Annotated in this window: 15 protein-coding genes; 8 read left to right on the top strand and 7 right to left on the bottom strand. The window is 58.4% G+C overall.

Annotated features, from left to right (window positions below; all coding sequences use genetic code 11):
• Positions 1–13: 13 nt before the first annotated feature.
• Complete coding sequence (locus tag AWB64_RS22685; RefSeq protein ID WP_060857694.1) at positions 14–3,550, top strand: ABC transporter ATP-binding protein; 3,537 nt, start codon at positions 14–16, stop codon at positions 3,548–3,550.
• A 364-nt stretch (positions 3,551–3,914) separates the two neighbouring features.
• Positions 3,915–4,751, top strand: a complete 837-nt coding sequence (locus AWB64_RS22680; RefSeq protein WP_060857693.1) for an SDR family oxidoreductase — start codon at positions 3,915–3,917, stop codon at positions 4,749–4,751.
• Positions 4,752–4,969: 218 nt separating this feature from the next.
• Here the strand turns inward: AWB64_RS22680 and AWB64_RS22675 are convergent, their stop codons facing one another.
• Positions 4,970–5,887, bottom strand: coding sequence for a LysR family transcriptional regulator (locus AWB64_RS22675; RefSeq protein WP_060857692.1), 918 nt, complete (start codon positions 5,885–5,887; stop codon positions 4,970–4,972).
• 114 nt (positions 5,888–6,001) lie between these two features.
• Between AWB64_RS22675 and AWB64_RS22670 the strand changes: the two genes are divergently transcribed.
• Positions 6,002–7,183, top strand: a complete 1,182-nt coding sequence (locus tag AWB64_RS22670) for an alpha/beta fold hydrolase (RefSeq protein WP_060857691.1) — start codon at positions 6,002–6,004, stop codon at positions 7,181–7,183.
• A gap of 497 nt (positions 7,184–7,680) precedes the next feature.
• Positions 7,681–8,559 (top strand): LysR family transcriptional regulator, encoded by an 879-nt coding sequence (locus AWB64_RS22665; protein ID WP_060857690.1) that lies wholly within the window; start codon positions 7,681–7,683, stop codon positions 8,557–8,559.
• A gap of 368 nt (positions 8,560–8,927) precedes the next feature.
• Here AWB64_RS22665 and AWB64_RS22660 read toward each other — a convergent pair whose 3' ends face one another.
• The 6 genes from AWB64_RS22660 to AWB64_RS22630 all read right to left on the bottom strand — a co-directional run bounded on the left by AWB64_RS22660 (position 8,928) and on the right by AWB64_RS22630 (position 18,821).
• The gene (locus AWB64_RS22660; RefSeq protein ID WP_157766682.1) at positions 8,928–11,291 is read right to left on the bottom strand and encodes a TnsB C-terminal domain-containing protein; all 2,364 of its coding nucleotides are present in this window, start codon (positions 11,289–11,291) and stop codon (positions 8,928–8,930) included.
• Between the two features lie 46 nt (positions 11,292–11,337).
• Positions 11,338–12,333, bottom strand: coding sequence for a PDDEXK family nuclease (locus tag AWB64_RS22655; RefSeq protein WP_157766681.1), 996 nt, complete (start codon positions 12,331–12,333; stop codon positions 11,338–11,340).
• On the bottom strand, positions 12,309–13,952 hold the full coding sequence (locus AWB64_RS32010) for a TniQ family protein (protein ID WP_167353938.1): 1,644 nt from the start codon (positions 13,950–13,952) through the stop codon (positions 12,309–12,311). The genes AWB64_RS22655 and AWB64_RS32010 overlap by 25 nt, the downstream gene beginning before the upstream one ends.
• A complete protein-coding gene (locus AWB64_RS22645) occupies positions 13,939–15,678 on the bottom strand; it encodes a TnsD family Tn7-like transposition protein (protein ID WP_060857686.1) in 1,740 nt (579 codons plus the stop codon). Before AWB64_RS22645 ends, AWB64_RS32010 begins: the two co-directional genes overlap by 14 nt.
• 4 nt (positions 15,679–15,682) lie before the next feature.
• Positions 15,683–16,828 carry a P-loop NTPase family protein gene (locus AWB64_RS22640; RefSeq protein WP_060857685.1) on the bottom strand — a complete coding sequence of 382 codons (1,146 nt, stop codon included), beginning with the start codon at positions 16,826–16,828 and terminating at the stop codon, positions 15,683–15,685.
• Positions 16,829–18,335: 1,507 nt separating this feature from the next.
• Positions 18,336–18,821: a hypothetical protein gene (locus tag AWB64_RS22630; RefSeq protein ID WP_060857683.1), complete on the bottom strand. Its 486-nt coding sequence runs from the start codon at positions 18,819–18,821 to the stop codon at positions 18,336–18,338.
• Positions 18,822–19,002: 181 nt separating this feature from the next.
• Between AWB64_RS22630 and AWB64_RS22625 the strand changes: the two genes are divergently transcribed.
• From AWB64_RS22625 to AWB64_RS22610, 4 genes are all read left to right on the top strand, one after another.
• Positions 19,003–19,512, top strand: coding sequence for a DUF6471 domain-containing protein (locus tag AWB64_RS22625; RefSeq protein ID WP_060857682.1), 510 nt, complete (start codon positions 19,003–19,005; stop codon positions 19,510–19,512).
• Positions 19,513–19,709: 197 nt separating this feature from the next.
• Positions 19,710–20,060 (top strand): hypothetical protein, encoded by a 351-nt coding sequence (locus tag AWB64_RS22620; RefSeq protein ID WP_063493265.1) that lies wholly within the window; start codon positions 19,710–19,712, stop codon positions 20,058–20,060.
• Between the two features lie 115 nt (positions 20,061–20,175).
• Positions 20,176–20,958 carry a metallophosphoesterase gene (locus AWB64_RS22615; protein ID WP_060857680.1) on the top strand — a complete coding sequence of 261 codons (783 nt, stop codon included), beginning with the start codon at positions 20,176–20,178 and terminating at the stop codon, positions 20,956–20,958.
• Positions 20,955–21,401, top strand: a complete 447-nt coding sequence (locus AWB64_RS22610) for a DUF6088 family protein (protein WP_060857679.1) — start codon at positions 20,955–20,957, stop codon at positions 21,399–21,401. Before AWB64_RS22615 ends, AWB64_RS22610 begins: the two co-directional genes overlap by 4 nt.
• Positions 21,402–21,562: the final 161 nt, after the last annotated feature.

Below are 21,562 nucleotides of genomic sequence, written 5' to 3'. Positions count from 1 at the left end.
ACCGGAGGCAGGAATGTATTTCGATGGCAAGTTGTGGACGATGATGAAAGGCCTTCGGCTGCGCGTTGCCGCAGCAGTGGCCCTTGGTCTGATCGCCATGGTATTTGGGGTGCTGCGCTTCGTTTTCCTCGGCCGCGTTCTCGCGCTCGCTTATGAAGGGGCGCCATCGCGTCAGATTGCCCTTGCTGCAGCCGGCACGGTGGCCTGCATGATGCTGCGGGCCTGGCTCGATCATCGCCGGATCGTGCTGGCGCAGGGCACCGCCGGTCAGGTCCAGTCGGTGCTGCGCGCGCGGCTGTTCGACCGGATTGCCGAGCTTGGACCCGCCTGGTTCGGGGCGGAGAGAACCGGGGGCGTGATGCTCGCTGTCATCGACGGCGTGGAGCAATTGCAGACCTTCTTCGGCGCCTACGTGCCGCAACTGATCATCGCCGCCTGCGCGCCTGTGGTGATCTTCGCCGTGCTGGCGTGGTGGGACATGCCGACCGCGGCCGTGCTGCTGATCGCCGCGCTCGCGACATTGGCGCTGCCCATGCTGGTCCACAATGCCGACAAACACGCGGCAATCGCCCGAGCGGCGGCATTCAAGTCCTTCGGCGAAGAGTTTCTCGATGCAGTGCAGGGCCTGCCGACACTCAAGGCGTTTGGCCAGGGCGGAGCCTTCGCGCAAAAACTTGCCGCACGCGCAAGAGCGCTCTCCGACAGCACCTTCTGGGTGCTCGCGCTCGGCTTGCTTACCCGATTCTTCACCGACCTCGGCACAGGCCTGGGCGCGGCCGCCGCCATCGCACTCGGCGCATGGCGCGTAAGCCACGGCGCCATGAGCCTGGAAGCGCTGCTGATTGTCCTCATGGCGGGAACCGAGATCTTCCGTCCGCTGCGTGATCTGCGTTCCGTGCTGCACCAGGGCATGATCGGCCAGTCGGCGGCGAGTGCCATCCATGCGCTGCTGGAAGCACGCAGCGATGCTCCGGCTACGGGCGCGCCGCGGATTCCGGCGCTTGCCGCGAGCATCGCGTTCGAGAATGTCGGTTTCTCCTATCCGGGTCGTCGCGCGGGTGCGCATGCTGCGCTGAGCTTCGAGATTGCGGCTGGCGAAACGATCGGGATCGTCGGGCCGAGCGGCGCGGGGAAGTCGACCATCCTGCGCCTGCTGCTGCGCCAGCATGACGCGCAGGCGGGCGTGATCAGCATCGGCGGCCACGACATTCGCGCGCTCGACCCGGAACAGGTACGCGGCATGATTGCGATCGTCGCGCAGGACACCACGCTGTTCGACGGCACCATCGCCGATAACCTGCGCCTCGGACGATTCGATGCCAGCGACGCCGACATGATCGCCGCCGCCACCGCGGCCAACATCCACGACTTCATTGCGGCCCTGCCCGATGGCTATGCAACGCGCATTGGCGAACGCGGCGCGACGCTCTCCGGCGGTCAACGCCAGCGCATTGCCATTGCTCGCGCGCTGTTGCGCGATGCGCCCATCCTGGTGCTGGACGAAGCCCTTTCCGCCGTCGATGCCGAGAACGAAGCGCTCATCCAGCAGGCGCTCGACCGCCTGATGCGCGGGCGCACGACCTTGATTCTGGCGCATCGCTTGTCGAGTGTTATCGGCGCCGACAGGATTCTGGTGCTGGATCATGGCCGCGTGGTCGAGAGCGGCACGCATGCGGAACTGATTGCGCGTCCGGGGGCGTATCGCCGTCTGATGGGTCCGCAAGTCGCCGCGACCGGCGACCGTCCGGACGTGGCAGAACGTGCGAGCACCGCGCCGGCTTCCTCGGGACCGCAAACGCGTGCGCTCGCCGAAGACGCCGCCGAAATCGGCTGGAGCGACACCTTGCGCACCCTGCTGCGCTTCGTGCGGCCATGGCGAGTGAAGTTGGCGCTGACCGTGGTGTGCGGCGTTGGGCGGGTGTTGAGCTTTATCGGCGTTGGTGCGCTCGGCGCGCTCGTTGTTGCGGGCGTTGCCTCGGGGCGGCCGGTGCTGGGGTTGACCATCGGGCTGCTGTTTGCCGCTCCGGTTGCGGCCACGCTCCACTGGCTGGAATCATGGCTCTCGCATGACATGGCTTATCGCCTGCTGGCGGAAATGCGCATCGCGCTGTTCGCCAAACTGGAGCGCCTGGCTCCCGCCTATCTGCTGCGACGGCGCTCCGGCGATCTGGTTGCGCTCGCCACCCAGGACGTAGAAACGGTCGAGTACTTTTATGCCCACACGGTCGCACCGGCGTTCGTCGCGGTGCTGATTCCGGCCAGCGTGCTGGTCGTGCTGTCAGTTGTCGCATGGCCACTCGCCCTGGTGTTGCTGCCGTTTCTGGCCTGGGCCAGCCTCGCTCCGGTCTTCGCTCGCAGCAAGATCGACCGGCTTGGCGGTCAGGCGCGCGCGGCGCTGGGACAACTTGGCGCGCATCTCACGGAGACAATTCAGGGCTTGGCCGAACTCGCTGCGTTTCAGGCAACGGATCGTCGTCGCGCTGTTTTTCTCAGCGATACCGCGGCTTATCAGGAACATCGGTCAGCCCTGCTCGATGATCTGTCCCGTCAGAGCGCCCTCCTCGAAATCGCAACCGGCCTGGGCGGACTCGCCGTGGCGTTGCTGGGCGCGTTGCTCGCCTCGCGGGGCTGGTTTGCGCACGAATGGCTCCCAATGCTGGTGCTGATTTCCGTTGCAGCCTTCATGCCGGTGGCGGAAATCGGGCAGGTGGCGCGCCAGATGGCGGACACGATTGCCTCCACGCGGCGGCTGCATGTTGTAGAAGCCGAGAATGAACCGGTTGTGGATGGAGACATGTCCGTTTCACCTAACCCGCAAGTGCAACTTCATGCGGTGAGCTTCGCGTATCCGGGTCGCAGCGCGCCCGCGCTCGATCACGTTAGTCTGGCCGTGCGGCCGGGCAGCACTGTCGCGCTCGTCGGTGCTTCGGGCGCGGGCAAGTCAACGATAGCCAATCTCCTGCTGCGCTTTTGGGACCCGCAGGAAGGGACCGTCACGCTGGGCGGCATCGACTTGCGCCGCTTGCGGCTCGATGAGTTACGCAGTCATATTGCGCTGGTCGCGCAGGATACCTATTTGTTCAACGACACGCTGGAGGCGAACATCCGTCTCGCCGGCCGCGCTGTATCCGACGCCGATGTCCGCCGTGCGCTGGACCGGGCTGCGTTGAGCGAGTTTGTCGACCGTTTGCCTGAGGGCCTTGCAACGCGCGTAGGCGAGCGCGGCGTGCAACTCTCGGGGGGCCAGCGTCAGCGGGTCGCAATTGCTCGCGCGTTCCTCAAGGATTCACCGATCCTGATCATGGATGAAGCGACCTCGCACCTGGACACCATCAGCGAGCAGCAGATCCGCGCGGCGCTGGAAGAATTGATGGCACATCGCACGTCGATCATCATCGCGCATCGTTTGTCGACCATTCAGAACGCGGACACGATTGTGGTCATGGACGCCGGACGAATTGTTGAAGCTGGCAGCCATGCCGAACTACTGGCCGCTCGTGGCGCGTATGCACGGCTTGTGGCGCATCAGTCCGGCGTGCTTGCCGCGTAGAGTATCGGGGATTGCAGCGGACCGCTGGCTTGATGTGTGCGCGGTAGTCAGTCTGATAACCGGACGACGGTTCCAGTGCGCCGTTGATGCTGCGGGGTCTGGTTCTGTTGATTCCATGCTGCGCGTGGTCCGCTGGAAACGCGTGACGCCAAATATCCAAGAGCTTCGCCAAGCGCGTAAAACTGAGGTGCCCGGCTATAGCCGGAAACGGTAGCAAGCGGTCCGGTTGATCCTTGTCCATAGTGGATTGTGAAGCTGTGGTTCATACCGCATCCAACTTTATACCGTTCAACTATGCAAACCGGTGACGTAGTCTTGTTGGCGAAGCGCGGCATTGGCCGCCGCATACCTACAGGAACGGAAAATGTCAGTACGTACATGGTTCATCACCGGCATCAGCAGCGGCCTCGGCCGCTTGATGACCGAGCAGCTTCTTGAACGCGGCGAGCGTGTTGCCGGAACGGCGCGCAAGCCGGAATCGGTGGCCGATCTGCAAGCCCGTCATGGCGAGCAATTGTGGGTGGCATCGCTTGATGTGACCAATACGCCCGCGATTCGCAATGTCGTCAACGCCGCGTTCGCGCATTTCGGGCGTATCGATGTTGTGGTGAACAATGCCGGCTACGGGCTTGTTGGCGCGGCGGAGGAGTTGACGGATGAGCAGATCGTCCAGCAGTTGAATACGAATGTCATCGGCTCCATTCAGGTGGTACGCGCCGCGCTGCCGCATCTGCGCGCGCAAGGCGGCGGCAGGATCATGCAGATATCGAGCATGGGCGGACAGTGGGCGATGCCGGGGCTGTCGCTATATCACGCGTCGAAATGGGCGGTGGAAGGGTTCCTGGAGTCGACGATGCTCGATATTGCTCCGTTCAACATCGAGGTGACGATCGTGGAGCCGGGAAGCGCGCGTACGGAATTCGCGGCTAACAGCGCGGCAATTTCTCCCGCGATGGACGTTTATGCGGAAACGCCGGCTGGCGCGGTACGGCGATTGATTGAACCCGGCTACAGGACTCAGCCGGGGGATCCGGCCAAGATGGTTCGCGCGATGATTGAATCGGTGGATCTGAGTCCGGCACCGAAACGCCTTGCTTTGGGCAGCGATGCGTATAGGAATATTAAAAGCGCGCTGTCGCAGCGGCTGGCAGAACTGGAAGGTCAGAGGGAGATTGCGGTGTCGACGGATTTTTTGGGGTGAATTGGAGCGGATGGGATGGTAGGGGGTTGATTGGAGCGGTAGTCGTTAGTTACCGCGTCTTTGCAGCAGGCGATATTTCATCGTTGAGAACGGACGGTTGTTAACGACCTTGAGATGCGCGAGGACGGTTCGTTATTGACGGGTCTTGCCGGTCGCAACCGGCGGCAATCGGACCCTGAGCGGCTGCTTTTACTTGACCCTTCTCAACGGCGGCTCTTCTAAGGCATCTCCCTGCGATCCCAAGGCGGTTCATCGCCGAACGCCTTGGCGAGGTAATCGACGAACCACCGCACTTTGAGCGGTATGCGCCGCACGCTCGGATAAACCGCCTGAATCGTCAGGTCGGCGGCGCGATAGGCCGGCAGTAGCTCCACGAGTCCGCCGCGCCGGATGTGCGCACCGAACACAAAAGTCGGGCCGTACACAATGCCCGCTCCGGCAATCGCGGCGGCTAGCAGCATTTGGGTATTGTTGGCCGTCATCCGGCAAGGCCCATCGATGATGTACGCGCGGTTCTTGCGGTCGCGCAACGTCCAGTCTCCGGCCGACACGGCCTCGCTGAACGCCAGTCGTTGCGCGCTCAGCAAGTCGTCCGGCTTGCGCGGCGTTCCGTGGCGCTCAAGGTAGGCGGGAGAAGCACACATGACCATGCGGCAAGGCGCGAGCCTGCGCGTCACAAGTCCCGGGTCCTCCAGCCGTCCAATCCGGATTGCGACGTCAACGCCCGCATCGACGAGATCGACATAGCGGTCTCCGAGCTGCACTTCCACGTTGACGTGCGGATGATCCTCCATGTAGCGCGCCACAACCTCGCCCAGGTGCATCGCGCCGAACGTAACAGGCGCGGCGATGCGCAACACGCCGCGCGCCGTGCCTTGCGAATCGCTCGCTTCCCGCTTCGCTTCGTCGAAGGCTTCGAGAATCCGCTTGCAGCGTTCGTAGTAAGTCTGGCCGGTATCGGTCAGATTCAAGCGCCGCGTGGTGCGGTGGAGTAGCTGTGCATTCAGTTCGGCCTCGATTGCACTCACGTGCTTGCCGGCCATCGCTGCCGACAGCCCGAAGCGGCGCGCCGCTGCCGCGAGGCTGCCTTCTTCGACAGCGGCGACGAATACGCCGAGGCTCGTAAGTCTATCCATATTGCCCCCTTGATTCGATAACCGAATTATCGACTGAATACACTGCTCAGGTAATTATCAAATAAGGGAATCGAATCTACTATTCGGGCATCAGCTACGGACAAGGGCACAAAAATGGTAATCCAGTCGAACGGTACGCGGATTCATGTGACGCAGCGGGGCAACGGCGAAGTGGCGCTGGTGTTCCTGCACTACTACGGCGGCTCGGCTCGCACGTGGGACGCGGTAGCAGACGGACTGGCCGACCGGTATCTGATCGTAGCCACCGATCACCGCGGCTGGGGCGACTCCGAGGCGCCTGCCGACGGCTACCGTATTGCAGATCTCGCCGCCGACGCCGAAGGCGTTATCGAAGCACTGGGGCTGCGGCGCTACGTTTTGATCGGTCATTCGATGGGCGGGAAGGTCGCTCAACTCATCGCATCGCGCCGGCCGGACGGCCTCGAAGGCCTTGTGCTCGTCGCGCCGTCGCCACCGTCGCCGATGCTCCTTTCCGACGAGCAACGCGCGACGTTGACCGGCGCCTATCAAACGCGCGAATCGGTGCAATTCGTCATCGATCACGTGTTGACCGCGAAACCACTCGACGCCGCTCACCGCGAGCAGGTCATTGAGGACAGTCTGAAGGGAGCACCGCAGGCCAAGGCGGCCTGGCCAGACGTGGCCATGCGCGAAGACATTACTGCGGCGACGGCGTTGATCGAGGTGCCGACGATCGTCATCTCCGGCGAACTCGACCAGGTGGATCGCATCGCAACGTTGCAGGCGGAACTGCTGCCTCGCATCCCGCACGCGACGATGCACGTCCTGCCTGGAACGGGACATTTGTCGCCTCTGGAGGCGCCGGCCGAGGTGGCGCGGCTCATCGCGCGATTCGTCGCTGTGATCGAGAGCAAATCAGTCGTGTGCCACTCGCCCGAGCAGGTCCCGGTCGCTTTCGATGCCGCGCTGAACGCCGGCGATCTCGATGCCGTGCTCGGTATGTTCAGTAACCAAGCCACGATGCGCATGACGAGTGGCGAGGTGGTGCAGGAAAGCCCCGCCGGTTTGCGCGTCGGCCTGGCTCAGTTGCTGGCATTGCGCCCGCATATCCGCAACGAAGTGCGCCGTGTACTGACGAGCGGCGACATAGCCCTCGTCCTGCTCGACTGGATCCTGAACGTGACGCTACCGGACGGTCGCGCTCAAGAAGAGCGCGGCACCGCTACGCAGGTTATGGAAAAGGGTCGGGACGGTGGGTGGAGGCTGCGAATCGCAAATCCGGCTGGATTGAACTCAACGGCGCCGGAGGTGTAACGCCCCTCGCATATCCGAAGACGCGCAACGAGCGACTTTTCGAATACAGCGGGAATTCGCTCGCCGAACGGCTGTTCCTGGCCGAAAACCGACGTCCAGACTAGATGTCGCCAAAGGCCACTAACACCGCACGAGTTGAGGCAACAATAACGCCAGCACTATCAAGTGGCCGTCCGCTCGCAATAATGGCATATCAGCCGAGCGTGACCTCTCAACGCCCATGCCGAGCCGACGCAAAGGTGACCGCAATTGCGCCGCTACGCTGAGGCGGCACAGCGAGCGCTTCAAACATTGATCCGTTCAAAGCATCAGGGCCACTCCTTTCTACGGATCCACGCCGCACCACCGCCACTGCCACCGATATCGCAGCATCGCTTCGAACCAGTCTTATCTTCGGATAACACACAGTCATATTCGTCCCCTTGCGAAGACCCATTGGACCGCTACAGCATCAATCCGTAAAATGAATGTTTCGACCGATACGATTACTCCAAGGAATGGAACTCAAACTCCTCCGAGCGTTCTTGACCGTAACTGAACTGCGCCATTTCGGTCGCGCGGCCGACGCACTGCACCTTAGCCAACCGGCTCTCAGCAAGCAGATCGCTGGATTGGAAACGCTGCTCGGCGGCCGCCTGTTCGAGCGTGGCCGTCATGGGGCGGACCTGACAGCATTTGGAGAAGCCTTCCGGCCAGGCGCGTTGTCGCTGATCGGTGAGGCAGATGACCTGCTTATTCGCGCGCGCGAAGCCAGTAGCGGTCAGCGGGGACACTTACGGGTTGGATTGGGGTTATCGGTTCTAAAGGTCGCGCCGCAATGGCTCGCAAGCTTCCGGTCGATGAATCCGGGCGTCGGTGCAACGGTGAAAGACATGTCCTCATTCGATCAGACCCGTGCACTGCTTTCCGGGCAACTCGATGTCGGATTCCTGCGGCTCCCGGCTGATCCCGGCTTAGCGACTATCGCCGTGCTGGATGAGTCGCTGATCCTCGCCGTCCCGGATCACGTAAAGTGGAAGCGTTTGCCGGCAGACCTGAACAAGCTCAATGCGCTGGGCATCGTTGCCCTTTCGCGCAGTGTTGGCCCCGGACTGGCCGCGCAAATCGATCAATGGTGCGCGAACCGCAAGTTCGTTCCGCGAATAATCCAGCGAGCCAACGACATCCAGTCCGTCCTGGCGGCAGTCGCAGCAGGCGTAGGCGCTGCGTTCTTGCCTTCTGGCGCGCAGTATCTACTGCGCGATGCAACCATCATTCCTCTACATGACGATCTGACCAGATGGCAAATTGGTCTTGCGTGGAACATCACGCGCAGCGACCCGGTCGTAGACAAGTTCGTGGCCCATGTTCGGGCGTCAATCAAGAACCCGTTGTAGGCGCGCTGGCTTGACACAAGTCTGCGGCTCTTCGGAATTGAGATTGCCTGAAACCGCGCCGCACTTAAGCCGCATGCTTTTGCCGTGTATCAGTTTGCATCGTTACGTGGCAGCCAATAATGAAAGTGTACCTCGCCAATTTTTCAAATTGCTGAACCGCCCGACCAGCATGACTTAGCGGGATATGGGGAACACTTCTATTTTTTGGCGACACTCCCCGAAACTGGTCGAATTTTCGTTTTTGAGGGTCGGCAGGAATGAAAGTGTTCCCGGTCAGTCCCGGCGGGCGTTTGAGCGGGATTCACCCCTCTTTACTATCGCTAGTTCTCAGAGCGATACCGCCGCACCTTGCCACCGAGCGAGCCATCTCACCAATCGATATCGATATGCTGTTCGGTGTCGATTGAGCTGTACGCCAAGACTCCTTGAGCCGGTTCTCGCTCCCGTTTTGCGATGCCGCTTTCGTTGCCATTCAGCATTCCGCTGATAAAGGCTGCGTCCTCAGCGCTGGCCACTTCAGCTGCTCGAGCCTTGGCCGCTCGCTTGTCAGGGGTGGGCAGCCCATCTATCTTCGCCATCCGACGCTGCTTCTCCTTAGAAACCACGTTCTGCGGCGCCTCCTCCGGCTTGGGATGCTTGCGTGCCTTATCGCGAGCTTTCTTCAAGGCCGCATTCGTGAGCATCGAAATGAAGTCGTGCACGAACTTGTACCCGTCACCGTATGAGTTCTCCGTCCTGTCGGTTGCCTCCAGCAGCTCGAAACCATCACCTGTGTCCCAGAGAAGGTGCAGCGGAGAGGTGAACATCTCGAAACCTTCAATTCGTATCGACCCACCGTTACTAATTTCGTACTCTCTCGCCCGGTCCTGCAGCCGCAGCGAGGTGTAGCACCTCTTCTTGATGGTTACGATACCGTCAGGCGCCACTTCGTTAAACGGTACGGACAGCATCCGATAGACTTTCTCTTCCTCCCACTCCCAGGCTCTATCGCCACGGCGACGTTTCTTGTTAAAAAGATAGACCTCTTTGGGAACAGGGGGAATGCCCCGTTTGGTCATTTTCTCCGTGCAAAGGTGCCTAACATCTGCTGTCAGATTATGTTTGCTGATTGCCGTCAACAATGCCTGCATGAACTGCCGCATTGTGAGCACGGCTCCCTTTGGCGCATCTTGTAATTTCTGCCTGTTGCGCCGTCTTGCTGCGTCCTTTTGGTCACCTGCTCCTCTAACAGGCTCGCGATACGAAGAGCCGGGCAAATTGCCGATTTCCTTCTGCATCAGCCCTATCAGATTTTCGACGTCTCCCTTGCCTTTAGCATTACCCGGTTCGGCAATCAGGATGCGTTGCTTCATCTCGCTGACGATGGTTTTCTGCATCTTTTCGGACATGCCTGCATACCGGTCGACAAATATCGACCGCGCACACCCGTAGACCATTCCGTCGAGATGTTGCACTCCCCATCTCACCAGTTCCCGCTCCTTATCGGTGTATGCACTGAATACGCAGGCGAGATAAGCATTGCTATTTTCAACTCCGAGGGTGACATACCAGCCGACAATCGCCCTACTTCCTCTGTCGACAGCAAGCAGTATCGTGGGTTTCAGAGCACCAGCGATACTGATTGGATAGTCGCCTAGCCGGAGGAACTGGTCGGCCACCGTGCCATCAATGTCGAGTACATCAAGGTCACCGTCCGCCAATTGAGACGTGTTGCCTCGTTGCCTGCCTTCGTTTTTGCAACGAGCCAGTTCAATCCGGGCTGCGTCGAACGCCACCTTCCCTTTGATTAGCAGGGACTCGTCTGACGGGTAATTTCTGGGGTCGATTGGATAGCTGCGCAATGCGCCCTCGCTATCTCGATTGTGGCCAACCAGCTTGCCCTTGAACCGGTAAAGGAGCCGGCTCAGCGTCATCCCCCTCTCGCCGGCGTGCTCCCAAATGAATTTGACCCAGCGAGCCAGCATCTTCGGTCGAAGTTGTTTTCGTTTAAATCTCGTGTTGGGGTCCAGTTTCTCTGCATCGGTCTTTCGGCCTTGGGCTACCAGCTGTCCGTTCACCATGAGACCGAGGCGAGGCTTCTTCGGCCCACCCCTTTTCCAGTTCTGGTCAGCCGTAGCGTTTCGGTGACCGCCGTAAAACAGGTAGCGCTCATAGTACTTTCTTACAGTTTTCTTGGCGACGCGGAACAGTGTTGCCGCGCATTCGACCATTTCTGTATAAACCTCGGGGTCGGTAAAAGGAGCGTCGCCGAATGACTCATCGATATATCTGACCAGTCGCCTGCGCATCCTCACATCCACCGAAGCCCGTGGACCGCCTTCAGGAATGTGTTCGCGCCATTTTTCGGCATCAACGCCAGTCGGTTGAGCATCGTCAGTTCCGCCGTTCACGCCGCACGCTCTGTCAAAGGACGAGTCATTCTCTCCAGCATCTGCAACCGCCGCCATCTCTGCGGGTATTCCGCGCTCCGACACGCGCCTCATACACTTGGTGCGCATATGCTTAACAACTTCAGACTTCAGCAGCCGGACTCTGTTTGCGACTTTATCGTCGTCCTCCGCGAGCGCCAACTGACCGTCCTTCGCCTTTCCAATCTTCACTGCAAAGACATGCTTCTCGGTCTCGCCGAGATAGCGGTACAAAACTTCGTTCCCGCTTGGAAGCGTGTGTACAAAGTTATCAAACTTTCCAAATACGGCTCCGCTATCTAATTCGAAATCCGTAGTGTTCATCGCAATCTCCCATCCCGTTTCCAAATCGAACGTCAGCAACTTCGCCCTACCAGACGAGGCAAAGCGGACCAGTTGGGTCAAACTTTTCTCTGTGGTTCCAACGAAGATGGCCGAGAAAGAATGCGATGGCGAATATCCGGTAGGTCTCGTTGAAGCTCCATTGCTGCCTCCTTCCAACCATGGAGAGGATGCGGTCCATCGACCCCTGAGCCTTGGTCGTTCTCAATTTCTGCGCAAGGGTTGCTGCAGATGTTGAAAGAGCCACAATGTCTTCTGGTTCTGCCTGTTCCATCGCGGCGAGCATACGGTCGTAGTTTCTTGCCTCCTGCGGCGAAACGGTGAGTTCGCTCATCGGCTCATGAGTGCCCCCCCATTCCCACAGTCCATCGGCCTCGTTCTGGTGACGCGTGACCACGCGGGGTTCGTCGAGCTTCCCTGATGGTTTCGCAGAAACTCCGTGATAAACGTAATAGGGGATTCCCGGCAGCATGAGCGTGAGCATGAAATCAATCGTTCTCAACCGTGGCTCGGGGTAGCGTGCTCCGCTCAAGCAATACTCCCGAAAATCCTCTCTATCCCACTGAGGATATTGCGTTCTGATTTCAACAACGAGCGGGCACATCTCGAAAAAGTGAAGCAGACGGGCCTCGAGATGAGAATGACAGGCAACCCGTCCCTGCCCCTTGAAACTATAGTAGTACCCGGCCACTCCGATTTTGCTGTCGCAGGCCTTCTTCCAGCATTCGAAGCTGGTAGCGCTTGATATGCCTCTAGGGTCGACTTCCGGCAGCCGGATAGGTACTTTGAGTATCGGTCGACCAGCCATCCTCCTCAAACGGATAGATGCGGGATTCTCGGGGTCGTAATTCCTCGGTTCAAGCAGTTCGATTTCAGGCGGTTTCGTCGAGAGCAACGACCACGGCGAAGTGTGCTTCGGTCGGATGCCATCGGCTTCGGCTTGGCCGCGCAGTCGCTCACCCTCCGCTCGCGAGAAGGGGAGATGCGATACGTCGCCAATCATTTTGCGTGCTTTTTCAACCATTTCTTTGCCCCATTATATTGACTAATAAATTGTGGCCTTGTGAGCCCACGCCACCTTGCATAGTCGGTGTAGTGGGTCTTGATATTGCACGCGCGGATGACTTTCACGAGACGCCTCATGCGGCGTTGGTCATACGTATCATCGGTGTCGATGCATTTCGCCAATGCTTCCTTAACGCCATCGAACTGCTCTGCATAGCCAGGCTTGGATTCACAAGGTGAGCCATTGAGCAGATTTGCCCGTCTTATGCGCTTGTCAGGATGGTCCCTTGTTAAGCATCTACGTTGAGCATGAATGTGCCTGACCAGTTCTCGCCCGCGAGATTCTGCCCACTCACGAGTATTAACCTTAATAAACGAGGGAGCAGGTCTCGCGGGGAGTTCTTTATCAAGCCACGCGGTGTCCATGTGCAACGCAAATCCATAGTGGATATTCCCTGACGGATAGCAGCGCAATTGCCCTCTGCGTAAATTTGGGTTGTCTTCGAGTGCGCTAAGAATGCAAGCTCTAGCGGCGGCTTTATGTTCTTCGAATTCCTTTTCACCCAGACCTTGATAGAACTTGATTCGCACTGCGAGCGGAAGATGCTTAAAGTCCGACCGCTCCCGTTGCGGACGCCTGATGGCGGCACGTTCATACGAAGCCCGGTCTGACTTCAGAAGTTTGAACTCTTCATTTACCGCACCCCATCCCCCGAAAACCGCGTAGGCCACTGCGATATTCGTTAAAGGATTTTTTACGAAGCCGTTTTCTGAATCTCTACCAGCAAGCCTGGCAACTGTTTCTTTGCCGATGCAAAGCATGTTCAGCGCTTCGGTACCGAGGCGCTCTTGAAGAACCTCGGTTAGTGTGCCCACTACACCGAATCGCCCCTCCAACCCCTCACGGGTCAATCGACCACGAGTCAAAGTCGGAAGTTCGCAGTCTGTTAGTAGCACTCGCGCCTGCCCTTTCAAAAGTTGGTTTGCCATGCGGTCAACCTTCATTAGTGAGTCTTCCGCTTGAGAACTTTTGAAGTCTCTTAAGACACGCAGCGTTTTCCCACATAAGCATTCAAAGGAGGGAGACAAACGGCGGTTGTGCCGCCGATTGCCAAGTTCGCACGAGCGACAGAAGGTTAATAACGGAGCTTCGTGGTCAGAACAAAACGAAACCCCAGGTATCAAGTGGGCACGTCGCCAGAATGTGAACCCAAGCGTTTCCAGGTCGGATTTCACACATTCCATGCACATGCCTAATCTCACGCGCAGCATGGAGTTAGCTGTTCCCGCTAACTGCGCGCCCCCTGATTTGCCATTCCCTCTGTGATGACAGTACAACTCGTGCCGTTCCGTTTTTGAGAGGAAAGGAGCAAATAGCGGGAAACGTGTGTGCCCTTGAAGAACCTCTCTGAATGCCGGCAACAGAGGGGTCAGGTGCTGCACTGCGCGCTGAAGCTTTGTAGGGAACGCCCATGCCAAACGCTCCGACGTATCGTTCAAAAGCCTCAGCAAATGCTTGCGGTTATTGGTAACACGATAGTCGAGGGTCCTGCACTGGAATCCAGTTATGTCCTCTTCCGGTTGGATAGGCGAGCTGATGAATAGCAGCTCGCTCAGTTTGTTGTTACTTACTGCCATGAGTCCCCAGTATCAATTGTTCAATTGTTGACTTCCGCAGCCCAGTCGCCTTAGCCATGCGCCAGACAGGCATTCCGTCTTGGACGGACGATTTCCTTAACGCCCATCGCACTCTGTTCATCAGAAAATCGCGTCGAGCTTCAAGCTCTGTATGAGCTCCAGCAGCCAACGAGCTGGAGTTCCACGCATACTCGGACAAACCCAATGACGTCCACATCCGGAAGCTCGAGCTTCGTACCGGTCGGCCGGCTCCGTTCCTGAAACGACTGGATGCCACTTTGGCCGCAACGCCCAGAATGCGGAGTAACGTGACGTTCCGAACAGGCGTTGCCCGTGGTCTACATCTCACGTCCCGGGGACTGTGCTGCTTTAACCAAGGATGAGCTGCGCGCCGAAGGCGAGCGTAAGATGCCGGGTCGCGTCGCCTTAGCGAGGACACGCCCTCATGCGGAAACTGTTCTACCAACGCAAGCCAGGCCTGCTTCGTTTTCTCGATACGGTCCAGCGCCGCGTGGTCGCGCGGAAACGCCAAATCCGGAATCGCGGCGATGACGCGATAGATGGTGGTGATAGACAGGCGCGTTACGCGCGATACATCTACCGGCTTCTTCCCGGCTTTCAACAAAGTGACGATGCTCTCAAGCATGCTGTCGTCCAGGACCTTTGAACGGACCGAGCTTTCGATGCCCGCCAGGCGACAAAGCAATGACACTTGATGCACGCTCGTGTGTAGAACCTCGGCAACCTTGGTCAGTGTTCCGTGTTGGCTCAGCAGATTGCGGACGGTTCCGGCGTCGACAGCCGGCGCGTGTCCCGCGTCCGCTTGCTCGCTGACCTGCTCAATAGCTTTTCGCGACACGAGAGACGCAAACGAACAGTCCCTTGCGAACCACGCCATGAGGATGCACCAGGCAGGATGCATCGCCCTGTCGTCTCGCATTAAGGCTCTTAGCGCGTTGCCTACATGTTCGTGCGAACTGGTCAGCAGCATGAGCCTGATGTCAACGAACGCACCGGAGTAGAAGCAGACAAACGTATCAATCAGAGCGTCGAGTCGCATACGCCCGCTTGCCGTTATCCAGCCAGAGTCGGTTAGGGATTGTCTTACGCACGACTTCTGATACAGGCCGCCAACAATGTCATCCTCGATGCACTCGATGCTCCGGTTTGCAAACTCGACCGCTTTGGATAGCTGATACTCCGTCGGCGTTGACCTGCAATACTGGTCGAAGAGCAGCCCCTGTCTGGAAGATGAATCTAAAGGTCGTCGATGCCTCGCACAGACACTGACAAAGGGCGCAACATGGACGCGATGTACGTATCCGAAACCGTAGACAGCAACTGATTCCCTCTCGCATTCCGGGCAAACGAGATATTCTCCTTCCGAAGGAGTGAGCATCACAGGAAGCCGGCATAGCCGTACCGGACCATGCAGTTTCCCAAGCAGTCTCGCGCGCTGCTCCGCGACTCGACTGTCGGGTAAGCCTCTGCAGTAATAGTGGTAGTGAGTGTGCCGTTGCAACAGCGTGTGTATGTCGCAGTAGAGATGACCTACTGACGCGTGAAATTCAGCGAGGCAACTCGGCATGCCGTCGAGTCCAGGCTTGCGAGCAAGGAATCGCCGGGATAGCTGCTGAAACGAAGCAAAGTCGTGCATCTCATTTACCCGCCTCACGAACGGATTAACGAGCTCGCCATCGGGGAACGCGGGGAGCGGATAAACCATGCATTCATCTGCGCGCACGACGTCCCCTCGATGGCTCAAGATACGCCGTCATTTTTAGCGTGCGGGCTGTCGTGGAAGAAAAGTGGTCCATACACCGCATAAAGTCATCCGAATCGATGATTTCGTTGTTGTCCACTGCTCCAATCACGCGCCTGACATCTTCATAGGCGAGCAGCGCACGCTCGAAGATTTCCGTGACCGTTTTCTTGTCCAGTTGTGTCAGTAACGCTGGCTTTCGAATGAGCTTCAGGTGCAAGTCGCCGAAGCCGACCGACAACCAGCCTACGCGGCCGAGGCAAACTTCGTACGTCCAGTGGACGAGCTCTGCGGGCATAGGAAAGGTGTCTTGGCAGAAGAGCCCCGCTTTCCAAAACCAGAGGCAGTATCTCTGCCAGGGAGATTCCCCGCGGCGCTCTTTTTCCACAGGCGCAGGAGGTAGCACATCCAACGTTGAGACCTGCGTACCCAAGGCCTCCCTGATGAAAGGAGGGCCCAAAGCCGCTCGCTGGAAAAAGAGCTCTGAACAGGAGAGCACCACTGGGATGTTGTAGCGCTTGAGTTCGAGGACAAGCTGCAAGATGCCTTCGTATTGCCCCGCAACGTGGTGAGCGCATGCGCCATCAATAGCCAGCAAACCGACGTTGAAAATCACGCAAGCTGCGACTACGGCGTGCACGGCAGCGGCCCCTTGCAGATGACGCAGTACAACCTCCTCGTTTCTGAGCGGGTCCTTTATCTCGGCTACAAGGGCTTTCCGGAACGACTCGCAGAGACCTTCGACCGTGTTGCAAGCTGGCCAGTCGAGCTTCACCATCGGGATGTACCAAATCTGTGGCGGCGCAGTGGTAATGGTCGGCAGTACCCGAACGGGCGGCCCAAGGAGGCTACGAAGTCGACGAAGGAACGCCGAGCGTCCAGTTCCCGAGCGTCCCATCAACGTGAATACCGCTCCCGAGTCCGATTCCAGATTCTCTCGGGGCTCTAATGGCTTTCCGCTCACCAATACTTGGGGAAGTGAATAAAAGAGTCGCTTGAACCTCGGATTGTCGACTTTGCGGGATTCCGCGCTGTCTGCAATGGCCGCGATGATAGATGCGGTCAAGTCGCGATGCTCCTGCAGAGGCAGGAAGCCATGACGGAACTTCGACATTGCGGCAACGCGAACTCCTTCTGGCGCGGTCCAGAGGCTGCTGTCATCAGGTGTGCAGCGCCGTCGCAACCGGTCATTCACCCATGCGTCACTCGGTGCCCGAATCGGCTCCGGGAGTTCAGAACTTGTATTGAAATACTTATCCTGAGTCGCGCCCGGGTTCCTTTCGGCCAGGTCATACGGTGACTCTGTAACGGGCGTGGTCCGGGACGAGATAAGTTTCGTCTGAGGGTCCGAGACGTCGCTGCTCCATACAAGGGGACTCGTCTCATCAGACATCGCGCCGGTCCCGTATCTCAAACCGATGCATGTCCAAACCGTATTTGCGTTGCATTTCCGATTGGACTTCCAGCCATAGCGCTTCAACCGCTCCACGACATTCAAACTCCACCCGAGGTTTCTTCGGGCAACTGGAGAGGCCCTGCGTGCAGGTGTTAGCTGCCTGAACGCGCCTGATGACCAGTTCGCAGAACTCTGACAATGTCAGAACCATATTCCGCTCCTTCTCCCAAGAAGATGTTGTTAAGAAAATTCACTCGGTGACCGGTGCCTCTTTTTCGCATCCAGATTGGAGCTTGCGTGCGGCGATAGCGAGCGCACCCGCACGCTCCCGCATGGCGCGACTGTTAGCGCGAGAGGCCATCGACCGATTAGCGAAACACGAGCACTCGAGTGGTGCTGACGAGGTTCAGGCGGAAGGACGCATCAACGGGTCCGATGCAAACAGTCGCCTAAAGTCATCGTCAGACGACGAGAGCCTTAGGCCCGAATATTGGCCACCGTGCCCATGCGGCCCGGTTCGGAGCTAGCGTGCTGCGACGAAGCGATAATCAGCGAGGAAGGGATGCCATCGGGCATGCGGTAGCAACTACGAGAACGACCTGCGCGGATGCAGTGCGCGTGGGCATTTCTGGTCACCGGGTTGCGCCTAGCGATGTAGTCGAAGGCAAGCGGCCGCGAAGGAGTTGGGCGGCGATTGCTCCGAGAGCGACTCGAGTCGTCCAGAAGGGCGACGGAGGTGTGAAGCGGAGGAGAGTTGGTCTTCATAGGGTCTCTTTTACCGCAAGCTTTCGTAAGCAAGCGGAAATTAGTTGACTCAGCGCCCCCTATATGAGACCCTACGCGCGCGCAAGCGGTGGGGCATCCTCCAAGGGGTGCGCCATCACGGCTGGACGGTTGCCGCCGTCCAGCCGTACTTTTTTGTGGGTACGCATCGATGTTGACTAAGCTGGTGCACTACCTCCACATTGAGCTAGGTTCGCGCCGACGAGGCCCTGCATCAGGGTTGTCGGCGCTGTTAGACGGCGAAAATCTAAAACGGAGACGACCGAGCATCTAAAACGCTTGCGCATTTTAGATTCGCCCCGTACAATCCGTTTTAGATTCAAGAGTCGTATCTATTTGATGGACGCGATTATGCGTCCGCACATCCCTTTTCGTCAACCGGTTCTCGGTTGGCCACTTGTTCCCTTTGCCTCTACCCGTACTAAGGCTGCTATCTCGGTGCTTAGGTGCTGTTTCGCGGCGTCAGCAACTCCTTCAGCCGTACCCAATCACTCTCATCTGCAGCCCAGAGCCCACTGTCCGCAATCAGCGCGACGTGGCGAAACTGCGTCGGTATATACCTAAAGTCATGGTCCAGTATCGCGATGTGGTCAGCCTGTCGGCGCTCCATGTCGTCTTCGAGCCACCCATGACGGTCCACCCTTTTTCCGGTCCGATTGCCCAGCAGCCGATTTCCCGGGATGGTCGCACCGATTGTCCTGTGGCGAATCCCGTCGCTGAGCAAGCCGAGCGTTGCGCGGTAGCCCACGGTCTGAACCAGAGCCGAGTTGACCACAACCTTCGTGTCGGCCTCGTCGAGCATGTACTCGAGACGCTGGATGTGAATGCCAGTGGCTTTAAGCGTTCCATCACGGGCAGATGACATGCTCGAGGACAGTGGAACGAGCAAGCCTTCAATGGCGAGATATAAAACGGAGCCGTCGGACATGACTTCCCGCCTTCCTGATACAAGCGCGCCTCAATCCGACTTAAAATCGGAGAAGGTGCGGTTTTCTAGTGGCCGGCGGACTGGACACGATTATTCTGCTTCTGTCCGGCCATGTCATTCTAAGTGCGATTATTTTCGCACTTCACTTTAGTCTAAGACGCAAAAAAAGCAAAGGGATTTTGTGAGCGAAGCGGAAACCCAGTGGTCGAGGCTCGCATCGCGCGTAGCGCGTGTTGTCCTCGCGAGGAAAGACATCACGTACGCTTCGCTTGCGGTCGCGCTTGCGGCACACGGAAATACCGATGGTGAGCGCGCGCTCGTCTCCCGCATCTCACGCGGCACTCTGAAGGTCAGTTTCCTTCTACAAATCATTGCAGTCACCGCCGCCACGCCGCCCGAGCGCTGGGCACAGGTGCTGAGTCGGGAAGGCTCGTGGGACGCCAAGGCGCGCGACATCATTGCAAGCGAACTTGCACGTCAACCGCTGGTGAATCGGACCGAACTGTGTCGTCGGCTTGCAAGCCTGGGAACGCCTTTACCCGAACGTTTGCTCGAGAACCAGATTGCGACGGGCAACATGTCATTGGCGCTTTTCCTCCAGTTACTCATCGCGCTCAGTTCCAATTCACTGGACCGGTTCGTTGACTACGACGACCTCATCGAAGCTGCTAAAGCGACGTCTTCGGACTAAACCAAGCTCCTTTCGGCCATCCGGCCTTCGTTTTTGCAACCCTAGATATACTGAATAAGTGCGAAATATTTCGCACTTATTCAGGGCGCAAAAAGTAGAACGACAGGCGTCCGTTGCAGTCCAGAGCGATGTGCCCGGCAACCTGCATGACAGCGCCGGCCAGGTCTGGACTCTTATCTCTTCACGGAGATGTGGACGTGCCAATCTGGTCCCCTGCTTCGCTTGAGGCCGAGCCCAAAATTTCTCTGCTGAGCTGGCACATCATCGAAACTGAGCTCGATGAGTGTCATTTCATTGGTGTCCGACCGGATACTAAAGCCGCGCGGATAAGCTCTCCCATCTATCAATTCGATTCGCTCTCCAAGCTTGGTGTCACCAGCACCGGCCGCCGGTATCAACTCATTGGCGACCCGGGATGGTCGTACGACACTGTGTACCTGCTGGTGAACTGGGCTCGCCAATACGGCGTGATTTCCTGCGACGACGTGACAGATAGCTTCCTCGGCAGCTCGCCGCAAAGGGTGTTCGGCGGAACGCTTCTTCAATGAGCTCAGGACACGAGGCCTGCCACAAAGCACCATCGATGCTTTCAGCAGGCATCGACTCGCGCCTATCGACGAGAGTCGATGACTCCAGTTCCATCTGTCCTGACTAGGGGCGAGCGTGCGCTTTCAGATTGCGTCAGACCTCCACCTCGAAATGCTCTACCGGTTTCCGGGCTATCGGGTCATTGAGCCCGCGGCGGACGCTGACATGCTCATTCTCGCGGGCGACATCTATTCGCACACCCATGCGGTCAAGGTGTTTGCGGACTGGCCGGTTCCTGTGGTCTATGTGCACGGCAACCATGAAGCCTACGGCGCGCACTACTACGGGGTTGTCCGGGAGCTTGCGCGTGTGGCGGCTGGCACCAACATTACTTACCTCGACCGCGAGACGCTGGAAACGGGAGGCATTCGAATCCTCGGGACATGTCTGTGGACGGACTACGCTCTTGATGGGAATGCCCCTGCGGCCATGCAGGAAGCGGGGAAATCTCTGCGGGACCATCACTCCATAAGAGTTGGCAAGGGCGCGCCCTTTAGTCCGCAGCTCGCACTCGCCGAACATGTGAAGTCCCGGCAATGGCTTTCGACCCAACTGGCTTCGCCATTCGACGGTAAGACGGTCGTTGTCACTCATCATGGTCCCCATCGGAATTCGGTACATCCGCGGTACGGCAATGACCTGCTCAACGCCGCCTTCGTATCGGACCTGACGCCGCTGGTTGAACAGGCGCATTTGTGGGTGCACGGGCACGTGCATGACTCATTCGATTACATCGTTGGGAGCTGCCGCGTCGTGGCTAACCCGCGCGGATATGCACGGCAACGATACGCCGCATCTGTAAGTCAGCTCGAATGGGAGAACCCCGCATTCGACCCATCGCTGGTGGTCGAGATATGAACAGCAAATCGCCTCCAAAGCGTCGGATGGTTGACCGGGTGTTAGATGCGGTTCGTGCAAATCCAAGCATCGTTATTCTGCGCTCCGAGCTTGCTGGTTTGGGCAGCGAGTCACAGTTGAGCCGAGTGCTTGCAATGCTGCTCAAAGACGCAGCGCTGGTCCGGGTCGGTCACGGCATATACGCCAAGACCCGATGGAACAGGTTTGCGAAAGGGCCGATGCCGGCCGGGACGTTTGAGCAGATTGCCGCCGAGGCGTGTCGAAAGCTCGGAATTCAGATTGAGCACGGGCAACTGGCACGCGACTATAACGCTGGGCTGACCACGCAAATTCTCATGGTGCCAATTGTGAGCACAGGAAGTCGAAGGATTACCCGAACTATTCAGGTAGGGACAAAGAGGTTGCTCTACGAGCGAAATGTGGGAAAGGCGAGTCGCAGATAAACCAACGACGCAAGTGCAGAACACCCGGTCATGGCAAACGAGATGGCAGCTTTCTTGGCGACAACTATGGCTACTACTTTCTTCGTAAGCGCGAATTTATCAGCACATAGCGCCCGAATTGGGAGCAAGGCAAGCTGTGTCCACTGATTAACAGTGGACAC

It is taken from the genome of Caballeronia sordidicola, assembly GCF_001544455.2.
GTDB lineage: Bacteria > Pseudomonadota > Gammaproteobacteria > Burkholderiales > Burkholderiaceae > Caballeronia > Caballeronia sordidicola.
This window is presented reverse-complemented; position numbering and strand designations above follow the sequence as displayed.

Excerpts from the sequence above, each read along its gene's own strand:
- AWB64_RS22685 (WP_060857694.1), top strand. The coding sequence starts at position 14 with ATGTATTTCGATGGCAAGTTGTGGACGATGATGAAAGGCCTTCGGCTG.
- AWB64_RS22680 (WP_060857693.1), top strand. The coding sequence starts at position 3,915 with ATGTCAGTACGTACATGGTTCATCACCGGCATCAGCAGCGGCCTCGGC.
- AWB64_RS22675 (WP_060857692.1), bottom strand. The coding sequence starts at position 5,887 with ATGGATAGACTTACGAGCCTCGGCGTATTCGTCGCCGCTGTCGAAGAA.
- AWB64_RS22670 (WP_060857691.1), top strand. The coding sequence starts at position 6,002 with ATGGTAATCCAGTCGAACGGTACGCGGATTCATGTGACGCAGCGGGGC.
- AWB64_RS22665 (WP_060857690.1), top strand. The coding sequence starts at position 7,681 with ATGGAACTCAAACTCCTCCGAGCGTTCTTGACCGTAACTGAACTGCGC.
- AWB64_RS22660 (WP_157766682.1), bottom strand. The coding sequence starts at position 11,291 with ATGAACACTACGGATTTCGAATTAGATAGCGGAGCCGTATTTGGAAAG.
- AWB64_RS22655 (WP_157766681.1), bottom strand. The coding sequence starts at position 12,333 with ATGGTTGAAAAAGCACGCAAAATGATTGGCGACGTATCGCATCTCCCC.
- AWB64_RS32010 (WP_167353938.1), bottom strand. The coding sequence starts at position 13,952 with ATGGCAGTAAGTAACAACAAACTGAGCGAGCTGCTATTCATCAGCTCG.
- AWB64_RS22645 (WP_060857686.1), bottom strand. The coding sequence starts at position 15,678 with ATGGTTTATCCGCTCCCCGCGTTCCCCGATGGCGAGCTCGTTAATCCG.
- AWB64_RS22640 (WP_060857685.1), bottom strand. The coding sequence starts at position 16,828 with ATGTCGAAGTTCCGTCATGGCTTCCTGCCTCTGCAGGAGCATCGCGAC.
- AWB64_RS22630 (WP_060857683.1), bottom strand. The coding sequence starts at position 18,821 with ATGTCCGACGGCTCCGTTTTATATCTCGCCATTGAAGGCTTGCTCGTT.
- AWB64_RS22610 (WP_060857679.1), top strand. The coding sequence starts at position 20,955 with ATGAACAGCAAATCGCCTCCAAAGCGTCGGATGGTTGACCGGGTGTTA.